Raw genomic sequence first — 17,726 nt, 5'->3', positions numbered from 1 at the left:
TCAGGCCGGCCGACGGCCCCTCCGGCGGACCACGTCCTCGTAGGTCCGCCGGAGGGTCCGGGTCACGACGTCGATGGTGAAGTGCTCATTGACCAGGTCCCAGGCGGCTTTGCCGGCCTGTGCGTTGGCCTCGGGTTCGAGGAGTTCCAGCACCGCGCGGGCGACCTTGAGGGCGTTGTCCCCGTCCTCGCCGACCCGGCTGTCGATCACCCGGCCCGCCCCGGCCCGCGCCACATCGGGGCCGAGACCACAGGTGCGGGTGATGACGACGGGTGTGCCGACGGACATCGCTTCGAGGACGGAGACACCGAGGGGCTCCTCGATCGACGGCAGTACGTACACATCGGCCCGCCGTCCCGCTGCCAGCACCTCTTCATGGCCGAGCGGTCCCACCTGGTCGAGGGATGCCATCACCCCTAGTCCGCGGGCGAGTTCCAGCGTGGCGGACAGCGCTCCGGTGTCTGGTCCGGCCAGCACGAACCGGGCGTCCGGGTGCTCGGCCAGGACCGTCGGCATCGCGGCGACGAAGTCCTCCGGGCGCTTGCGCTCCTGGATCCGGGCCAGGAAGAGGACGGTCGGTGGCCGCCCCGGCGTACGGGCGGGCCGCGGCTCCTGCGGCTTCACCCCGTTGACCAGCCGTACGGTGCGGGTCAACGCGACCGGCGCGGCGACGGCGTTCACATCGAGTCGTTCCGTTTCGGTGAGATGCAGTACGGCGTCGGCCTCGCGCAGCACCTTGCGCACCCCGAGCAGATCGGTCAGCTGCGCGACCCGCTTCTCGGTCGGGTCCACCATGCCGTGCGTCTGGACGACCAGCGGTGTGCCGGAAGCCAGCGCGAGCAGTGCGACGGGGAGCGTCACCAGGTCACGCATCAGATGGACATGGACGAGATCGGCGCCGCGCATCATGCGGCGGGCGGCGAGCAGCAGCGCGCCGGAGGTGATTCCGCTGACCTCGAACACGGGGAGCACATGCCGGGCCCGGAAGAGATGGACGGGTACTCCCTCGACCTCGCGCGGCAGTGACCCTTCGAAGCCGTCGCCCAGTGCCATGATGCGGGCGTCGTCGCCTCCGGCCCGCTGGACCTTCGACAGGTTGAGCGCCACCCTGGTCGGGCCGCCGAACGCGTGATCCGGGGTGTGCAATGTGACGACGTGCAGGATCTTCACCAGGTTCCCCTCAACCTCGGCCGACCTTTTACAGACTAGTCATCCAAACCCCCCAAGTGGGTTGATTCGTTAGAGTGTTCACAGGTCCACGGAACGGGGAGCACATGACGTCCGTGCACGGGGCGGCGCCGACCGCCCCCGTAGCGGAGCACGGCCCGCACGACCCGGTCCGGCCGCCGGCGAAGCCCATGTCGTGGGCCATGCTGTCGCGCGCCCTGGCCGTGCCGCTCATTCTCGGGCTGGTCTGTTTCCTGCCCGCGGTGATCGCCGCGCAGCCGGGTACGGGCGTCCGGGACACCGCGTACTGGCTACAGCTCGTGCTGACCTGCTACGCCGGTGCCCGGCTCGCCACGATGATTCTGTCCACCCGGCGGCGTCTGCTGCAGGGCGTCTTCTGGATGTTCGTGTACATCGCGATGGGCGTGGCGCCCTTCGCGCAAGTGGTCATCGGCCAGACCCCGACCCCGATGGTCGGGCCCCGGTCGGATCTGGTGACGGCCATCGCGCTGATCCTGGTGGGGTGCGCCGCGTTCGACCTCGGGGCGCTGCTGGCGTCCCGGCGTCCACTGCGCCGCCGGACCACCGCTCGCTCGGGGAGCGGTCCGGCGACCGCGCACCGGGGGCGGCTCAGGCTGCTGGTGCTGCTCGCGTTCGCGGCGAGCGGCTACTACGTCCTGAAGCTCGGCGGGCCCGCCATCTTCTTCACCAGCCGTCAGGAGATCAGCGCCTCGGTCGCGGTCAGCGGCGTGACGTCGAGCCAGTCCAATGTGGGATCGGCCTTCCTCAAGGGCTTCGGCACAGTGCCCGCGCTGCTCGGGCTGCTCTTCTGCACCCGTCGCCTGGTGACCTCGCGCAGGGCCCGGCGCTCCCCCTCGACGGTGCTGGTCTGGTGTGCGCTGCTGGTCCTCAACGTCATCGTCAACAACCCCGTCTCCAACGCCCGTTACTGGTTCCTGACCGTGCTGATCTCGCTGCTGTTCACGGCGTTCCCGAGCAGCGCGGCGATGTACCGGTCGGTACTGGCCATGGGCGTGGTCGGGGCACTGGTGCTGTTCCCCTACGCGGACCGGTTCCGCTACGACAGCGCCGGGTACCGTCCGGTGGACTCGTCGTCGGCCTTCGAGCCGCTGGCCACCAAGGACTACGACCAGACGGTGATGTTCGCCAACACCATCACCTGGGTCGACACGCGCGGCCACACGTACGGACGCCAACTGGCGGGCTCCGCCCTCTTCTTCGTGCCCCGATCGGTGTGGAGCGGCAAACCGGAGGACACGGGGGTGCGCGTCGGGCAGTGGATGGGGATGAACATGACCAACCTGTCGGCACCGCTGTGGACCGAGCTCTGGGTCGACTTCGGTGCCCCGGGCATGGTCGGCGCGCTCGCGCTCATCGGATACGCCGCCGCGCGCACCGACCGGCGCTATGCCCGCGCCGTCTCCCGGGACGGCCCCGGCAGCGTGCTGGCCGTCGCCGCTCCACTGATCGCCGGGTACACCTTCATTCTGTTGCGCGGGCCACTGCTGCAGTCCGTCGGGAAGCTGGCGATCGGGGCGCTCTGTCTGCTGCTGGTCTCGAGCTTCAGGAACCGGAGCGGACGGCGCTCGCACTGACGGGCGCCTGTGCCACGGCGCTGCGGCGTCTCAGCCGGGCGACCCGGGTCCAGGTGGCCACCGCCTTGCAGACGGACCCCAGGCACAGGCCCCAGGCCGCACCCGGCACCCCACCCAACGCGTAGCCGCAGGTGAGGAAGGCGACGGCGGCGAGCGAGAAGACCACCTGGATGGAGAGAGTGGTGCGCGGGTCGAGCATCCGGAGCGCCAGCAGTCCGCAGGTCCCGACGGCCATGGCCGCGTACTGGCTGCCGGTCGCCGGGAGCAGGGCGGCCGCCGTGGGCCAGGTGTCGCCGAGCAGGTGGCGGCCGATTCCGTCGGGCAGCAGGGCGAGTGCCGTGGCCCAGGCCCCCGCGGTCAGCGCCAGTACGGCGGCGAGCGTCGCCGTGGCGCGTACCCGGCGCCGTTCGCAGGAGAGCCGTCCGAGCAGCGGCGGGCCGAAGCCGGTGGTCGAGGTGAACAGCACGTTCAGCGGCCCGAAGAGCGTGGTCGCGCCGCGCAGGGCCCCGACCACCAGTGGGTTGCCGACCGCACCGAGTCCGAGCACGGAGAGTTGGCTGGTGGCGTTGCCGACCCCGAACTCGACCACGAAGCGCCGTCCCAGGTGCCCCTTTCGCAGCAGGGCCTTCAACCGCAGCGGTGTACCGGCCACCCTGCGGTGCAGCAGGGCGGCCGACAGCAGCAGGGCGGGCAGCGCGGACAGGCCCCAGACGGCGACGAGCCGGGCCGCCGGAGCGCCATCCGGCTGCATGGCCAACGCGCCCAGTACGCAGGCCAGTCTGAGCACATCGCCGCCCAGCGCCAGGTGTGGCAGTTGCAGGGTGGAGAAGGCGTAGCGCATGGTGTCCTGTCCGAGGACCACCGGCAGGACGAGTCCCAGCGTCATCAGGGCGCGTGCGGTGGCCCCCGGGAGCGGCAGACACACGGCGGCGAGCAGGGCGCCGAGCGCGGACGCGGCGAGCAGGGTGAAGGCGACCGCCGACCGGCACGCGCCGCCCACCTCGTCTCGCTCGCCGCGCCGCAGCACGAGCGGCTGCCCGGTGTAGGCGCCGAAGACGCCCAGGAGCACCGTGAAGACGAGATAGACCGCCGAGAAGCGGGCGAAGTCGGCCACGGTGGAGAGGCGGGCGGCCGCCACCAGTACCAGGATGTTGGTCAGCGCCGCCACGCCCTGGTCCGCGACCGAACAGACGATCGCGGTACGTGCCTTCATCTGTGTCCCGCGGTGGAGTCGAAGGTGCGCAGGCCCAGCGTCTCCGTCGGGTCGCCGGTGTGCCCGGGGTCACCGCGGCCGTCCCCGCCGCCCCGGCCGGGCGCGGAGCCGGACCGGCCACCGCCCGCGCGGCGCTTGCCCGCCTTCTTGCGGGCCCTGCGCTCGTGGCGGCTGCGGCCGGGGTGCAGCAGGGCGCCGAGCACCGTTCCACCGGCCGCCTCGATGATCTCGCGGATCCGTTCCAGGTCGCTGCGGTGCACCTCGCGCGGATCGCAGACCACGACGACGCCCTCCACCCGGTCGATCAGCGCGACGGCGTCCGCGAACGACAGCACGGGCGGGGCGAGCACGATGACGACGGCGTCCGGCCGGTCGCCCTCGGCGACGATCCGTCCGACGGGCGCGGAGGTGAGGGCGCGCGGCACATTGTCCGTGCGCCGGCCCGCTATCAGGGTGAAGGCGCCCGACCCGGGTACATCCACGTTCATTCGGCTGTCCGACGGCCAGGCCTGCTCACCCTCCGTCGCCCAGCGCGGCCGGGCGCCCTGCACGGCCGGGCCGAGGTCCCTGGCCAGTGAGGGGGTACGCAGATCGGCTTCGACCAGGAGTACGTCGCGTCCCATCTCGGCGAAGGCCGCGGCCAGGTTGACCGCCGCGGCGGCCGCCGCGGCGCTGTCCCCGCGCGGGGCCGTGACCAGGAGTCTGCGGCGCTGGGCGAACGACGGGTCGTAGGCGAGCCGGAAGGCGACCGCCCGGTACTCCTCGGCCAGCCGGCTCCCGCTCCGCCCGATGGCGAGCAGCGTGCCCGCGGCCGCCCGCTCCCTGGGCAGGGTGCCGAGCAGCGGGGCTCCGAGGGAACGGACCAGTTCCCGGGTGGAGCGCACGGCCGGGTCGAAGACCAGGCGCACCCAGGACAGCAGCAGCCCCAGCGCCAGCCCGACGACTCCGCCGAGTCCCAGCAGCAGGGGAAGCCCCGCGCCGGTGGGCTTCGTGGGCGCCACGGGCTTCTTCGTCAGGTAGCCGGGAGTGGTGTCCAGGGCACGCAACTCCGAGATCTTCCTGCTGAGTTCGGAGATCGAGACGACGAGGTTGGCCCGTGCGCTGGTGACGTCGTTGCTGCCGACGGCCTGCTCCGCCAGCTGGTCGCGCTGCTCGGTGAGCGGTTTCAGCTGGGCGCGGTAGCCGTCGACCATGTTGGCGATGCTGTCCTCGGTGCGCTGTCTGCGGATCTCCAGATAGGCGTCGGCGAGCGCCTCGGCCCGCGCCTTCGCCAGGGCGGGGGTGCGGCCGGTGTACGAGAAACGGAGCACGAGGGTGTTCGGCGGGTTCGTGACCTGGAGCCCGGACAGCAGTGTCCCGACCTCCACGCTGTCGCCGTGCCGGGCCAGGGCACCGACGGCCAGGGTGCCCACGATGTCGCTGACCGCGGTCTGCCGCTCGGAGCCGATGTTGATGCCCTTGTCGGCGGAGGCGCCCGCGGCGAAGGGGTCCGAGGCGGCGGAGCGCACGACCACCTCGCCCGTCGACGTGTAGCTGTCCTCGCCGCTCAGAGCGAGCCAGCCGCCGCCGAGCAGCCCGAGGACCACGCCGGAGGCGAGCAGTGCCCGGTAGCGCAGGAGCTGGCGGAACTGGTCCCGCAGCAGGGCGGGTTCGTCCTGGTCCTCCAGGGTGCGAATGGGCTGGGTCATCGGTGTGGTCTCCCTTGTACGTCGGCGAGGACCTCGGTGAGCAGTGCGTCGAAGCGGGCCAGGCCCGCCTCCCGGCTCAGGTGACGTGCGACGTACCGCGGCCCGTTGGCGCCGAGCGCGTCCGCCCCGGCCGGCGCTTCGACGAGCTTGCGTACGGCCGACAGCAGCGCGGCGGGGTCCTCCGGCGCGACGAGGATCCCGGCGCCGGACCGGTGCACCTCCTGGGCCGTCCCTCCCCCGTCGGCGACCGAGGCCACGACGGGCCGGCCCGAGACGAAGTACGAGGTGAGTTTGGAGGGGACGCTCATGTCGAGCACGGACGCCCGCTGGGTCACCGCGAGCACATCGGCGGCGGCGAGGACGTCCGTGAACTCGTCGGCGCCGGCCGGCGGCAGGAAGTCGAGGTTGCGCAGACCCGCCGCGCGCCCCAGCAGCGCCTCGCGCTGGTTCCCGTCCCCCATCAGCACGACGCGGATTTCCGGCGCGAGCCGGGCCGCGTCGACGAGGACCTCCAGCCCTTGTTTGAGCCCCATGTTCCCGGAGTGCAGGACCACGGGAGTGCCCTCGCTCCAGCCGAGCCTGGCCCGCGTGCCGGCGCGGTCGGCCGAAGGGGCCCGGACGTGCGACCAGTTCGGGACGGTACGAATGCGGCCGGGGTCCACGCCGTACGCGGTGACGCGCGGGACGAAGGTCTCGTGGATGACTCCGACGAGGGCGGCGCCGCGCAGCGCGTACCGTTCGGCCGCCGAGGCGACGGCCGCCGCCCGGCCGCCTCCCCGGATTCCGCTCTGCGCGGCGGCCGCACCCATCAGATCCTGTACGACCGGTATGTACGGGACCCGGTGGCGGCGTGCCAGCCAGGCTCCGACGACCCCGCCCGCGAGGCTGGGCATCTGCGAGATCACCACGTCCGGCGGACGCGAGACGGGCGGCGCCAGCAGCCCGTGACCGAGCACGGTGGCCTCGAACGCGGCCCTGCGCAGAGCGGTCTGCCGGGACGGCACATGGTGTCTTCGCCGGTGGACGGTGACCCCCGCCCGCGTCTCGACGGCCCGCCATACGCCCCGGTACTCCGCCTCGGTCCGCCAGGACGGGTAGTGCGGCATGCCGGTCAGTACATGGGTGTCGGCCCCGGACGCGGCCCAGTGCTCGGCGAGCTGCGCGGCGTACGGGCCGATGCCCGTCAGCTCCGGCGCGTAGTTCGTCGAGACGACCAGCAGCGTGCGGCCTTCGAACGGCTTGTGACGATCGGCATCGAACATGGACGCTCGCCTTCCCCCCGGAACATTCTGTGTTCCCCCCAAGGAACAGCCCCAAAAGCGAGCTTATCCGTTCACGAGATGCGCAAGTGGTCTTCACAGTAAGGTCGTTGCACCATCAACACCGATACCGATATCCCGCGGCACCGGATGCCATGTCCGGACAACTGCCCAGGGACACGGACATCACGTTCACCGTGGGGGGAGAGAACGGATGGTGCACAGGGTCGGCTACGCGCCGGGGGTCTACGACCTGTTCCACATAGGGCACCTCAACATCCTGCGGCATGCCCGCAGCCAGTGCGACTACCTCGTCGCGGGAGTCGTCTCGGACGAGATGGCCGCGCTCGCCAAGGGCCACAGACCGGTGATTCCGCTGCCGGAGCGGCTGGAGATCGTGCGCAGCGTCCGCCATGTGGATGCCGCGTTCGTCGAGACCGTGCCCGACAAGGTCGAGACCTGGCAGCAGGTCAGGTTCGACGTCATCTTCAAGGGGGACGACTGGCGGGACACGGAGAAAGGCCGGCGGCTGGAGCACGACTTCGCCGAGGTCGGCGTCGAGGTGGTCTACTTCCCGTACACCGTGCACACGTCCAGCACCCAGCTGCGCCGGGCACTGGACGCCCTCGTCAGTCCGCCGTCCGGAGCGCTTTCAGCTCCCTGAACCACTTGACGAGGAACGCCACGAGGAACAGCGCGTGCACGACGGCGAGCGCGGCGTAGCCGACGCGGAACGCGGTCCGGTCGCCGAGCAGCAGGAACACCAGGCAGAACACTCCGTAGTCGGCGGGCAGCAGGGCCACGGCACGCACCCGGGACACCGGGGCCGGGGCGCCGTCGCCCGGTGCGGGCCGTGCGCCCGCCCTGCCCAGCTGTTCGCGCAGCAGCCCCGCGCAGAAGGTCAGCACGGCGGTGAACAGGAAGCCCAGCGGCAGGAGCAGCCAGCCGTCGGACGGCAGAACGGAGAACCGCTGGAACGAGATCAGCACAGCGGTGTGTACGAGGATCATCTTGGCGCAGTCCACGACATGGTCCAGCCACTCGCCGTCCGGGCCTCCCCGGCCGGTCAGCCTGGCCAGCTGGCCGTCGGCCGAATCGAGGGCGAAGCCGACGACCAGACCCGCGTACACCGTGACCGCGAGCCCCCAGGACGGCCGGACGAGTGCCACCGAGGCAATGGCCGCGAAGGTGAATGCCGCACTGAACAGGGTGACTTGATTGGGTGTCAGTCCTATGCGGTACGCACCTGCCGCGAACACCCGCCCGGCCGGGCGGTTCACGTACCGCGAGTACAGCGACACCCCCTTGGCCGTCTTCTGCGCACCGCGCAATTCGCGCAGAACCGTGGCTGTGCTTTCCATCCGCCCCCCAGCGTGTCCCTGTATCCCCGGCGGCGTCGGCGGTGCGCCGCGGACGCCGCCGTCGGAGCCGCATCATGGCATGCGGGCCCGCATGCGCGTGGCCACTCGCCCGCTCCCGTCCGCGACCCGGCCCCACCCGGCCCGAAGGCCCCGCCCGGCCCGAACCGGCCGCACCGTCCGTACGAGCCCGGGTGGGGGCCGCGGCTCAGGCGGGCGCGGTGCGGCACTCCGGGTGGCCCCAGCCCTTCGGGTTCTTGGCGATCATCTCCTGTGCCGCATAAGGCTTTCCGCAGTGGCAGCGACCGGCGAACTTGGCCCGGATGGTGCCGCCGGAGCGTGCGGGGCGTGCCGAGCCCCCTGCTCTCTTCACCAGGGCGCCCTTGCCCCGTCCTTCGGTCGCCCGCGCGGGGGCGGGCGTCGGGAGCTGCGCGGAGCCGTGCGCGGTACCGGCCGGCCGCTGTGCCACCGCGGCCTCGCTGGCCGCCTGGTCGGCGAGGGCGTTGAGCGGGTCCCCGTCGACCTGGTGGGCGGGCACGTAAACGAAGTTCACGGCCCGGCCGGTCAGCAGGGCCTCGATCCCGGCCACCAGGTCGCGGTTGGCCACGGGCTTGCCGGCCGAGGTCTTCCAGCCGTTGCGCTTCCACCCGGGCAGCCACTTGGTCACGGCGTTCATCGCGTACTGCGAGTCCATCCGCACCTCGATCACCACGGAGGGGTCCGTGGACTCCAACAGCTCACGCAGTGCCGTGAGTTCGGCGACGTTGTTGGTGGCGGTCCCCAGCGGTCCCGCTTCCCAGCGCTCCGGACGCCCCTGCGCGTCGGCCACGACCCACGCCCAGGCGGCAGGCCCCGGATTACCCTTCGATGCCCCGTCACACGCGGCGATGATGCTCTCGTTCATGCCCTTGATCATGCCAGCGCCGCACCGCCCCTCCCGCACACCGTGACACTGAGTGACGATTCGAGGTGCGGTGACGCGACGGCACTGGTTCTCTGATGGAGCCCGCTCTTCCCAACCGCACAAGGAGCGATGATGAGCGTTGCACGTGAATCCGGTGACCGTGCGCAGGAGCTGCGCGACAAGGCCCGGCACATGACCGAGGCCGCGGAGCGCACCACTGACCCTGAGCAGCGCCAGCGGCTTCAGGAGAAGGCCCGGAAGCTGCAGGAGCAGAGTGAGCAGCAGGGCAACATGGGTGGCGGGAACATCCGCCCGCCCAAGTAGCACCTTCGCACGCAGCACCCGCCTCACGTAGTACCTGTCTCACACGAACGGCCGACGTCTTGCCGCTCTTCCATGGGTGAGTGGCAAGCCGTCGGCCGCCCGGCCCCGCTATCCCGGCACATCGGCAACGCGGCGATCGGTCTCCCGTTCAGAACCGCTTCAATACGGGTGCTTGTTCGCCTTGTTCGCCCACGCCTCGTAAGACGTGGCCCCCAGCTCGGGATGGAACTGTTCGAGAGTGATGCTCCGCCGGTCGGGGGGTTTCGCGAAGTCCTCGTACTGGAAGACATCGTCGAAGCCGATCTCCTGAGTCGCCTTCCAGTCACAGCTGTAGTAGACGGCACTGATCCGGGACCAGTAGATGGCGCTCATGCACATCGGGCACGGGGCGCCACTGGTGTAGATCGTGCACCCCTGCAGCATACGAGCGCGCTCGGGCACCACGTCGGGGGAACCTTCCGGGCGAGGCACCAGCTTCAGGGTGTAAGCGTCCTGGTACGCCTCGGAAATGCTGGGCGCCTCGGGATTGAGCAGCTGAACCGCCTTACGGATGGCCTCCACCTCACCATGCGCGGTCGGATCGGCCGTGAGAAGTACACGGTTCTGCCCGCGGGCGATGATCTCGCCGTCGTTGGTGATCACCGCACCGAACGGTCCGCCCCAGCCGTTGTCGACGGACTCGGTAGCCAGTCGAACCGCTTCGGCCATGAACTCCTTGTGTCCCATCTCAAGATCCTCCCGCTCACCGAGGCGGAATTTTCCCCTATTTGTCCGATAACTCCTTTTAGAACTAGACTACTCGGCATGAGTACCCGTGCAAGCCGTGGCCCCAGCGGCAGCGCGACGGTCGTGATCTCCCAGAGAGTCCGGGCCGGCCGGGACGAGGACTACAGGCGCTGGCAGGAGAAGACCAACGAGGTCGTACGAAGCTTTGACGGTTTCCAGGGAACGGAGTTGTACCCGCCGGCCTCCGCTGAGGAGAACGAGTGGGTCGTCGTATTCCGCTTCTCCCGTGTCGAGCAGCTGACCGAGTGGCTGGACTCGAATGCGCGTCGACAACTCCTCGACGAAGGCCGCCCGCTGTTCGATGGAGCCTCCACGCAAGAGGTGCTTTCCGGTGGTACGCCGACCGAGGATGTCGTCACGGCGGTCGTATCGCACGAAGTACGGCCGGGGCGCGAGCAGGAATTCTTGCACTGGCAGGACAAAATCCTCAAAGAACAGGAGAAACATCCTGGTTTCATGGGGTCGGAGCTGTTCAGGCCGGTAAAGGGAGTTCAGGACCGCTGGGTGGTCGCCTTCCGTTTCGACACACGCGAACACCTTGAGGAATGGCTCGGATCCGAGGCGCGCGAAAAGCTTCTGACGGAAGGCCGCGAGTACTTCGGTTCCTACAACGTGCGCAAGATCGGATCGGCGTTCGGCGCCTGGTTCCGCTTCGGTGCGGGCGCGGAGGAAGAGGCTCCGTCCAACTGGAAGCAGGCCATGTCCGTGGTACTCGCCCTGTATCCCACGGTGATGATCCTGAACCTGACGGTCGGTGACTGGCTCGGTCGCCTGGGAGTGCCCGGGTATCTCGCTCTGTTCATCAGCAACGTACTGAGTGTCAGCGTGCTGACCTGGCTGCTGATGCCGCTGGTCACCCGAGCGCTCGCCTTCTGGCTGCTGCCCACCAGGGCGCGCTCCGCCGGTGTCCACGTAGCAGGCGCCGCGCTCGTCGCGGTGTGCTACCTGGTGATCATCACCGTCTTCGCCCTGACCACGAGTTAGGGGCACGGCGCACCGCATCCTCAGCTTCGTCCACAGCCGTAGCCGTGCAGGTCCGGGAGTCTTGTGATGCGTGACAGAGAACTGGCCAGAGGGATCGAAGGGGAGCTCGTCCAGCGCGGCGATCCCGACTACGACGCGATCCTGGCAGCCATGGTGTGGAACGGGCGCAAGCCCGAGCGATTCCCGGAACTGATCGTGCGTGCCGCTTCGGAACGGGATGTTCCGGGGGCCATCGGGCTGGCTCGTCGCCTCGGGCTCCGCATCGCGGTGCGGGCGGGCGGGCACAGCTGGTGCGGCTCTTCCGTGCGTTCCGACGGCATGCTCATCGACCTCTCCCGGCTGCGGCGGTGCGACATCCACATGGCTTCTGCGACGGCGACCGTGCAGCCGGCTGTCACCGGCAGTGAACTCGCTCCGGAACTCGCGGAGCGCGGCTTCTTCTTTCCCACGGGGCATTGCGGGTCGGTCGCCGTCGGCGGATATCTCCTCGGCGGAGGTCTCGGCTGGAATTCCGGTGTCCTGGGTCCGGCCTGTCGGAGCGTCCACGAAATCGAAGCCGTGACCGCGGACGGTGAAACGGTCCGGTGCAACAGGGACGAGAATCCCGACCTGCTCTGGGCGGCGCACGGAGCGGGTCCGGGTTTCTTCGCCGTCGTCACCCGTTTTCACCTTCGCCTGTACCGGCTGCCCGGGGCGGTCATGTCGACCACGTTCACCTTTCCCCTCGCAGCTCTCGAAGAGGTGACGAACTGGGTCACCGAAACCGCGCGCGATCTCGAACCGATCGTGGAATTGTCCCTCGTACTCGCAACAGCCACCCCGCACATGACGAGAGCGAGGCCTCGGCCGAAGGTGGTCACCGTCGCCGCCACCGCTTTCGCGGATTCGCGCGAGCAGGCCGTCCAGGCCCTCGGGCCGCTCCGGAACTGCCCCTTCGCCGATCGGTCCCTTTTCCGCGGGACGGACGAACCAACGTCCCTCAATGCCCTCTACGAGGCCTCCGGCGACATATGGCCCGCCCATCACCGCTACGCGGCCGACACCCTGTGGTCCGACTCCGGCCTCGGGGCGCTGTTGTCCGGGCTCAGCGACGCGATGGAGCGGGCCCCCTCCGACAAATCCCTCGTCCTGGCACCCGTGTCGCCCGCGTCGCACCATGAGGAACTGCTGCGCGACATGGCGTTCTCGGTGCTCGGATCGAGCTACGTCGTCCCGTACGCCATCTGGGACGATCCCATGGAAGATGACATCAACGCCCGTTGGCTGCGCGAGACCATGAGCACCGTGGAGCCCCTCGGGACGGGGCACTACATCGGCGAGGCCGACCTCACCGCCAGCCCCACCCGCGCGGAGCGGTCCTACACGGCGCGCGACTGGCGACGGCTGCAGGAACTGAGGGGCCGGTACGACCCGGAGGGTGTCTTCCACTCCTACCTCACGCCCTGAGGCACCTCGGCCGACGGAGGAAGGCCCCGTCGACACCTCGGCCGACGGAGAGAAGCCCTGTCGCTCACCCTGGGTCACGACATGGCCGCCTCGGATCATTTCCGTCGGACGCTGCGGCAGTCGGTCACGATCACGTGTTTCCGCCGGAGCGGTCACGGGCCTCTGGCGATGTGAAGAACTCATGGCCGGTCCTCCGCACGCGCCGACCGGATCGATCGCCCGCGGCCGAGCAGCGCCCGGGCCGGGATGCGCCTCTGCTCATTGAGGCTTGTTGACGTTCCTCCGGTGCAGGGCCTAGCTTGCGGTAAGCGCTTTCCGATCGCACTCGGGAGACTTGGGACATGGGCGGTCCACTTCGCATCACGCACGCCCACGGGGACCGGATCACGGTCACGGAGGAGCGGGGCGGCATCGATCTGATCAGCTATGTCTACCGTCCGGAGGCGGCCTGGGAGGCCCCGAAACCGTACGTCCACCCCATGCGCACACTGGCCGATAACGTTGTCACCGACTATCGGCCCAATGATCACCGCTGGCACAAGGGCCTCCAGATGACGGCCTCCCATCTGTCCGGGCAGAACCTGTGGGGAGGCAACACCTATGTGCACGGCCAGGACTACCGGCCGCTGCCCGAACGGGTCGGATCGATGGCACACATCGGGTTCGACGAGGTGGCGGCCGATGCCGGACACGCGGTCATCGCGGAGCGCCTGAGCTGGCGCCACCACAACGGCACGCACTGGGCGGACGAGCAGCGGCGCGTCGAACTGCACGACGTGGAGTACGCCGAATCCGACGCCGGTGCGGCAGCCACCGGAGGCAGTTGGACGCTGACCTGGTCGAGCGCGATCACCAATCGGCGCACCGAGCCGCTGCACTTCGGCAGCCCCACGACGCACGGCCGGGAGGCGGCGGGCTACACCGGTCTCTTCTGGCGCGGGCCGCGCGCCTTCCGGGGCGGGCGAATCCTCGGACCGGAGGGCTCGGGTCCAGAGTTGATGGGGACACAGGCGTCGTGGCTGGCCTACGGCGGTGAGCACGACGGTGCCGACGGCCACGCCACACTGATCTTCCGGCACGCCCCGGAGAACGATCACGCGGGAGAGGGCGGGACCCACCCGGCGCACTGGTTCGTCCGCAACGAGCCCTTCGCGGCCGTCGCCCCCTCCTTCGCGTTCTACGACGAACTGGAGCTGGCCCCGGGCGACACCCTGTCCCGCCGCTACCGGGTCACCGTCACGGACGGGGCGTGGGGCCGGGAGCGCATCGCCGCGTACCTCGCGGAGCACCCGTGGTGAACGACGGCACGGACCGCCTCGCGACCCTGTTGAAATGACGCGTTGACCGCCACCACACTGGGATCAACACCGATTGACGCGTAAATCGCGGAAGGAAGTGGCCGGATGGGTACGTCCGGGCCCAAGTACGACTCCTACCGGCGCAATTATCCGCTGTGCCCGGGACCGTACGCCGATCCGCTGCTCGGTCCCGGCCTCAGTACCACCAGTCATCTGAGCCATGAACCGCACGCCGCGCTCGTCGTCGTCCAGGAGCTGCTCACCCCGCATCTCGCCGCGGGCCGCCTCGCCCCGCTGCTCCGCCACCGTCCGGTCGCGGCCGAGACGGACGGGGACCGGGTGACGGTGGTCACGCTGGAGGCCGCGGACGGAGAGCTGCTGACGGTCAGTGCCCCCTACGTCATCGACGCGACGGATCTGGGCGACGTCGCTTCCTTCCAGAACCGGCTGAGCGACTCGCTCGGCCTCGCCCTCGACTGGCCGGACGGGCTCCGCACCGGACCTGTGTCCAGCGCCGGGGCGCTCTACGCCACTCACTGAAACCAGCTGCCTTCCTTTCGGGAAGAGCAGCGTACGGACTCCGGGAAAACGCTTACCCATCCGACGGCTCACGCCCTCAGCCTGGACGGCCCCCTGTGACTGTGTCTCCTTACCGCGTACTGCTCGTCGGCACGGGCAACATCGCCCGCGTCGTCCACATGCCCGCGTTCCTCGAACTCCCCTCGGACTTCCGCGTGGTCGGCGCCGTCGACGCCGATCCCGCCACGGCCCGCTCCTTCGCCGCCGACTTCGCGCTCCCCCACCACTCCACCGATCTCACCGCCTCGTTGAGCGGGGTCCGTCCCGACCTCGTCGTCGTCGCCTCGCCGCCCGTCGCCCACCGGGAGCAGGTCGTCGCCGTACTGCGGGCCGGCGCCTGGGTGTGGTGCGAGAAGCCGCCCGCGCTCAGCCTCGCCGAGTACGACGCCATGACCGCCGCCGAGGGCAAGGACGGCCCGTACGCCCCGATCGTCTTCCAGCACCGGTTCGGGTCGGGCGCCGAGCACGCCAGGGCCCTCATCGCCTCCGGCGAGCTGGGTGCGCCGCTGGTCGCCCACTGCCAGACCACCTGGTACCGCGACGACGCCTACTACGCGGTCCCCTGGCGCGGGAAGTGGGCGACGGAGGGCGCGGGCCCCGCCATGGGGCTCGGCATCCACCAGATCGATCTGCTGCTGGAACTGCTCGGGGACTGGGCGGAGATCCGGGCCATGGCGGGCAGGCTGGCCCGCGACGTCGAGACCGACGACGTCACCACCGCCACCGTGCGCTTCGCCTCGGGCGCCCTCGCCACCGTGGTCAACAGCGCCCTGTCGCCTCGTCAGCTGAGCCATCTGCGCATCGACCTGCGGGACGCCACGATCGAACTGAACCATCTGTACGGGTACGGGAACGGCGACTGGACGTACACCCCCGCGCCGGGCGTCGAGCCCGGCCGGGTGGTCGGCTGGACCTCCCCTGCCGAGGACGTCCCCAGCTCGCACGCTGCCCAACTCCGTTCGCTCCTGACCGACATGCGGGCGGGCCGACGGCCCAGAGCGAGCGCCGGGGACGGCCGCCGCTCCCTGGAACTGATCACCGCGATGTACAAGGCGGCGCTCACCGGCCGCCCCGTCCTGGCCGGTGAGATCGTTCCGGGCGACCCCTTCTACCAGGCTCTGCACGGCTCCGTGCCCGGCTGGGCGCCCGAGGAGCCGGGACGGTGACCGACCACGGGGACCACGACCAGGGCCCCCACGTCGACCGCGCTGCTGCTCGCCTTCGTCCGCGGAGGTGGCGGGCGATGCGGTACGGCTGCGGCTGCGGCTGCGGCTGCGGCTGTTCCAGATCACGACGCTGCGGCTCACGCCGAACGACGGCGTGTGAGGGGTTCGGGGTGGGTGCGCACCGCTGCGGTCCCGCCCCGTACCCTCTGTTCCATGAACGCTGGGGGGTCCGTGCGCCGAGTGATCGACGACCGTTTCGAGCTGGTGAACAGGCTCGGCAGCGGCGGCATGGGCATGGTGTGGCGGGCTCATGACCTGGCCCTGCACCGCGATGTGGCGCTCAAGGAAGTGCGGCCCCCGGACCCCGCTCTGGCCGAGAACGATCCGGAGTCGGCACGGCTGCTGCGGGAGCGGGTGCTGCGGGAGGCCCGCGCGCTGGCCCGGCTCGACCACCCGGGTGTCGTCACGATCCACCACATCGTGGACGGCGGCGAGCACGCGTACCCGTGGATCGTGATGGAGCTGGTGCCCGGCGCCTCGCTCGCGGAGCGTCTGGCCGAGGGGACGCTCGACCCCGTCGAGGCCGCCGAACTCGGACGCGGGGTGCTGTCCGCGCTGCGTGCCGCCCATGCCGCCGGCATCCTCCACCGTGACGTCAAGCCCGCCAACGTACTGCTGCGGGCCGACGGCAGCCCGGTCCTCACGGACTTCGGTATCGCCGCGGTCCGTGAGTCGACCAGTCTGACGGCGACCGGCTCCATCATCGGTTCCCCCGACTACATGGCGCCGGAACGCATTCGCGGTGACGAGGGCGATCCGGCGTCGGACCTGTGGTCGCTCGGCATGATGCTGTACGTGGCCGTGGAGGGCGTGCATCCGCTGCGCCGGGCGACCACGCTGGCGACGTTGGCGGCCGTGCTCGACGAGGAGATCCCGCCGCCCCGGCAGGCCGGCCCACTGGCTCCCGTGCTGACCGCGCTGCTGACCCGGAACACGGCGGCGAGACCAGGCCCCGAGGAACTGGACCGGATGCTGGCAGCGGTGAGTGAGCCGGTCGCGGCGCCGCCCCGGCAGGGCCCCGGAGTTCCGCAGGATGACGCACCGCCGCGCCGGGAGCCTCCCACGCTGCGGGACGCGGTGCCGGCCGGCCCGACCACGGTCCTGCCCACCGCCCCGGTCCGGCGCCCGGCGCCCGGGGCAGGGGGCCGACCGCTCGGCACACCCGCGCGTCCCGAGCCCGCGACGCTGGGCACGCGCGAGATCCGCCGCCGGGTACGGCGGGGCCGTGCCACCACGGTCACCATCACTCTCGCCGGGACTGCCCTGACCGGCGTCCTGGTGTGGACCCTGCTGCCCGGCCCGGACACGCGCGCTTCCGGCAGCGCCCCGTCCGCCCCGGACCGGGTCTCCCGCGGCCCCTCGGCCGCCGGGAGCGACGGGGCGAAGGAGACGGCGCGGGAGAAGCCTCCGACGAAGCCGAAGAACCTGCTGACGCCCGCCGGGGCCCGGTCGGTCATCGCCGCGCTCAAGCCGGTGATGGGTGGCAGCCGGATCACCTCGTTCTCGCTGTTCGAGGTGCACGCGCGCGCCGAGGCCCCGGTCGCGGGCAACAAGAGCCTGTACGACGTCTACACGTACCGTGACGGGAAGGCCGCCCGCGAACGCGCGGGCGGTACCCTCCCGCAGGGCGGCAAGGCGGTGGACCTCGAGAAGTTCGACTGGGACGCCCTTCCGGCGTTGATGCGCCGGGCGGACAAGGTTCTCGGCGTCACCAAGCCCACCAGCCACTACGTGGACATCGATCCGGCCTCCCCGTTCGACGACTACCAGCCGACCCTCAGCGTCTATGTCTCCGACGAGTACGGCGGCGCCTATCTGAGGGCCGACATCAACGGCAAGGTGCTCAAGGAGTATCCGCGCGGCGGCTGACCCGGGCGG

General features: G+C 70.5%; 16 protein-coding genes. 9 read left to right on the top strand and 7 right to left on the bottom strand.

The window, feature by feature from the left end:
- Positions 1-1,170, bottom strand: a complete 1,170-nt coding sequence (locus tag ACZ68L_RS32380) for a glycosyltransferase (RefSeq protein WP_469584083.1) — start codon at positions 1,168-1,170, stop codon at positions 1-3.
- A 104-nt stretch (positions 1,171-1,274) separates the two neighbouring features.
- Between ACZ68L_RS32380 and ACZ68L_RS32375 the strand changes: the two genes are divergently transcribed.
- Complete coding sequence (locus tag ACZ68L_RS32375; RefSeq protein ID WP_469584080.1) at positions 1,275-2,783, top strand: hypothetical protein; 1,509 nt, start codon at positions 1,275-1,277, stop codon at positions 2,781-2,783.
- On the opposite strand, the gene ACZ68L_RS32370 is transcribed toward ACZ68L_RS32375, so the two are convergent.
- From ACZ68L_RS32370 to ACZ68L_RS32360, 3 genes are read right to left on the bottom strand one after another with little or no spacing between them, the layout of a single operon-like run.
- Entirely contained in the window at positions 2,752-3,996 is a 1,245-nt protein-coding gene (locus tag ACZ68L_RS32370; protein WP_469584076.1) for an MATE family efflux transporter, read from the bottom strand. The genes ACZ68L_RS32375 and ACZ68L_RS32370 overlap by 32 nt on opposite strands.
- The gene (locus ACZ68L_RS32365; protein WP_469584073.1) at positions 3,993-5,684 is read right to left on the bottom strand and encodes a P-loop NTPase family protein; all 1,692 of its coding nucleotides are present in this window, start codon (positions 5,682-5,684) and stop codon (positions 3,993-3,995) included. Before ACZ68L_RS32365 ends, ACZ68L_RS32370 begins: the two co-directional genes overlap by 4 nt.
- Positions 5,681-6,946: a glycosyltransferase gene (locus ACZ68L_RS32360; RefSeq protein WP_469584071.1), complete on the bottom strand. Its 1,266-nt coding sequence runs from the start codon at positions 6,944-6,946 to the stop codon at positions 5,681-5,683. Before ACZ68L_RS32360 ends, ACZ68L_RS32365 begins: the two co-directional genes overlap by 4 nt.
- A 211-nt stretch (positions 6,947-7,157) precedes the next feature.
- Here ACZ68L_RS32360 and ACZ68L_RS32355 point away from each other — a divergent pair, with 211 nt between their 5' ends.
- Positions 7,158-7,607 (top strand): FAD synthase family protein, encoded by a 450-nt coding sequence (locus ACZ68L_RS32355; protein WP_469584068.1) that lies wholly within the window; start codon positions 7,158-7,160, stop codon positions 7,605-7,607.
- Here the strand turns inward: ACZ68L_RS32355 and ACZ68L_RS32350 are convergent.
- Entirely contained in the window at positions 7,573-8,304 is a 732-nt protein-coding gene (locus tag ACZ68L_RS32350) for a CDP-alcohol phosphatidyltransferase family protein (RefSeq protein ID WP_469584066.1), read from the bottom strand. The genes ACZ68L_RS32355 and ACZ68L_RS32350 overlap by 35 nt on opposite strands.
- Positions 8,305-8,509: 205 nt before the next feature.
- Positions 8,510-9,205 (bottom strand): ribonuclease H family protein, encoded by a 696-nt coding sequence (locus ACZ68L_RS32345; protein WP_469584062.1) that lies wholly within the window; start codon positions 9,203-9,205, stop codon positions 8,510-8,512.
- Positions 9,206-9,337: 132 nt separating this feature from the next.
- On the opposite strand from ACZ68L_RS32345, the gene ACZ68L_RS32340 reads away from it, so the two are divergent.
- Complete coding sequence (locus tag ACZ68L_RS32340) at positions 9,338-9,529, top strand: DUF6381 family protein (protein ID WP_469584059.1); 192 nt, start codon at positions 9,338-9,340, stop codon at positions 9,527-9,529.
- 159 nt (positions 9,530-9,688) lie between these two features.
- Here ACZ68L_RS32340 and ACZ68L_RS32335 read toward each other — a convergent pair whose 3' ends face one another.
- The gene (locus tag ACZ68L_RS32335; protein ID WP_469584056.1) at positions 9,689-10,255 is read right to left on the bottom strand and encodes a nucleoside deaminase; all 567 of its coding nucleotides are present in this window, start codon (positions 10,253-10,255) and stop codon (positions 9,689-9,691) included.
- On the opposite strand from ACZ68L_RS32335, the gene ACZ68L_RS32330 reads away from it, so the two are divergent.
- The 6 genes from ACZ68L_RS32330 to ACZ68L_RS32305 all read left to right on the top strand — a co-directional run bounded on the left by ACZ68L_RS32330 (position 10,247) and on the right by ACZ68L_RS32305 (position 17,717).
- Positions 10,247-11,299: an antibiotic biosynthesis monooxygenase gene (locus ACZ68L_RS32330; protein ID WP_469584052.1), complete on the top strand. Its 1,053-nt coding sequence runs from the start codon at positions 10,247-10,249 to the stop codon at positions 11,297-11,299. The genes ACZ68L_RS32335 and ACZ68L_RS32330 overlap by 9 nt on opposite strands.
- Positions 11,300-11,365: 66 nt before the next feature.
- A complete protein-coding gene (locus tag ACZ68L_RS32325; RefSeq protein WP_469584049.1) occupies positions 11,366-12,745 on the top strand; it encodes an FAD-binding oxidoreductase in 1,380 nt (459 codons plus the stop codon).
- A gap of 341 nt (positions 12,746-13,086) precedes the next feature.
- Complete coding sequence (locus ACZ68L_RS32320; RefSeq protein ID WP_469584047.1) at positions 13,087-14,043, top strand: DUF6807 domain-containing protein; 957 nt, start codon at positions 13,087-13,089, stop codon at positions 14,041-14,043.
- Positions 14,044-14,148: 105 nt separating this feature from the next.
- Positions 14,149-14,583: an FAD-dependent oxidoreductase gene (locus ACZ68L_RS32315; protein ID WP_469584044.1), complete on the top strand. Its 435-nt coding sequence runs from the start codon at positions 14,149-14,151 to the stop codon at positions 14,581-14,583.
- A gap of 95 nt (positions 14,584-14,678) precedes the next feature.
- The gene (locus tag ACZ68L_RS32310) at positions 14,679-15,788 is read left to right on the top strand and encodes a Gfo/Idh/MocA family protein (protein ID WP_469584041.1); all 1,110 of its coding nucleotides are present in this window, start codon (positions 14,679-14,681) and stop codon (positions 15,786-15,788) included.
- A 213-nt stretch (positions 15,789-16,001) separates the two neighbouring features.
- Positions 16,002-17,717, top strand: a complete 1,716-nt coding sequence (locus tag ACZ68L_RS32305; RefSeq protein ID WP_469584038.1) for a serine/threonine-protein kinase — start codon at positions 16,002-16,004, stop codon at positions 17,715-17,717.
- The last annotated feature ends 9 nt before the right edge of the window (positions 17,718-17,726 follow it).

The sequence above is a fragment of the Streptomyces sp. NPDC104309 genome (assembly GCF_055584025.1).
The sequence above is the reverse complement of the archived record's forward strand: the minus strand, read 5'-3'. Positions and strand labels throughout refer to the sequence as shown.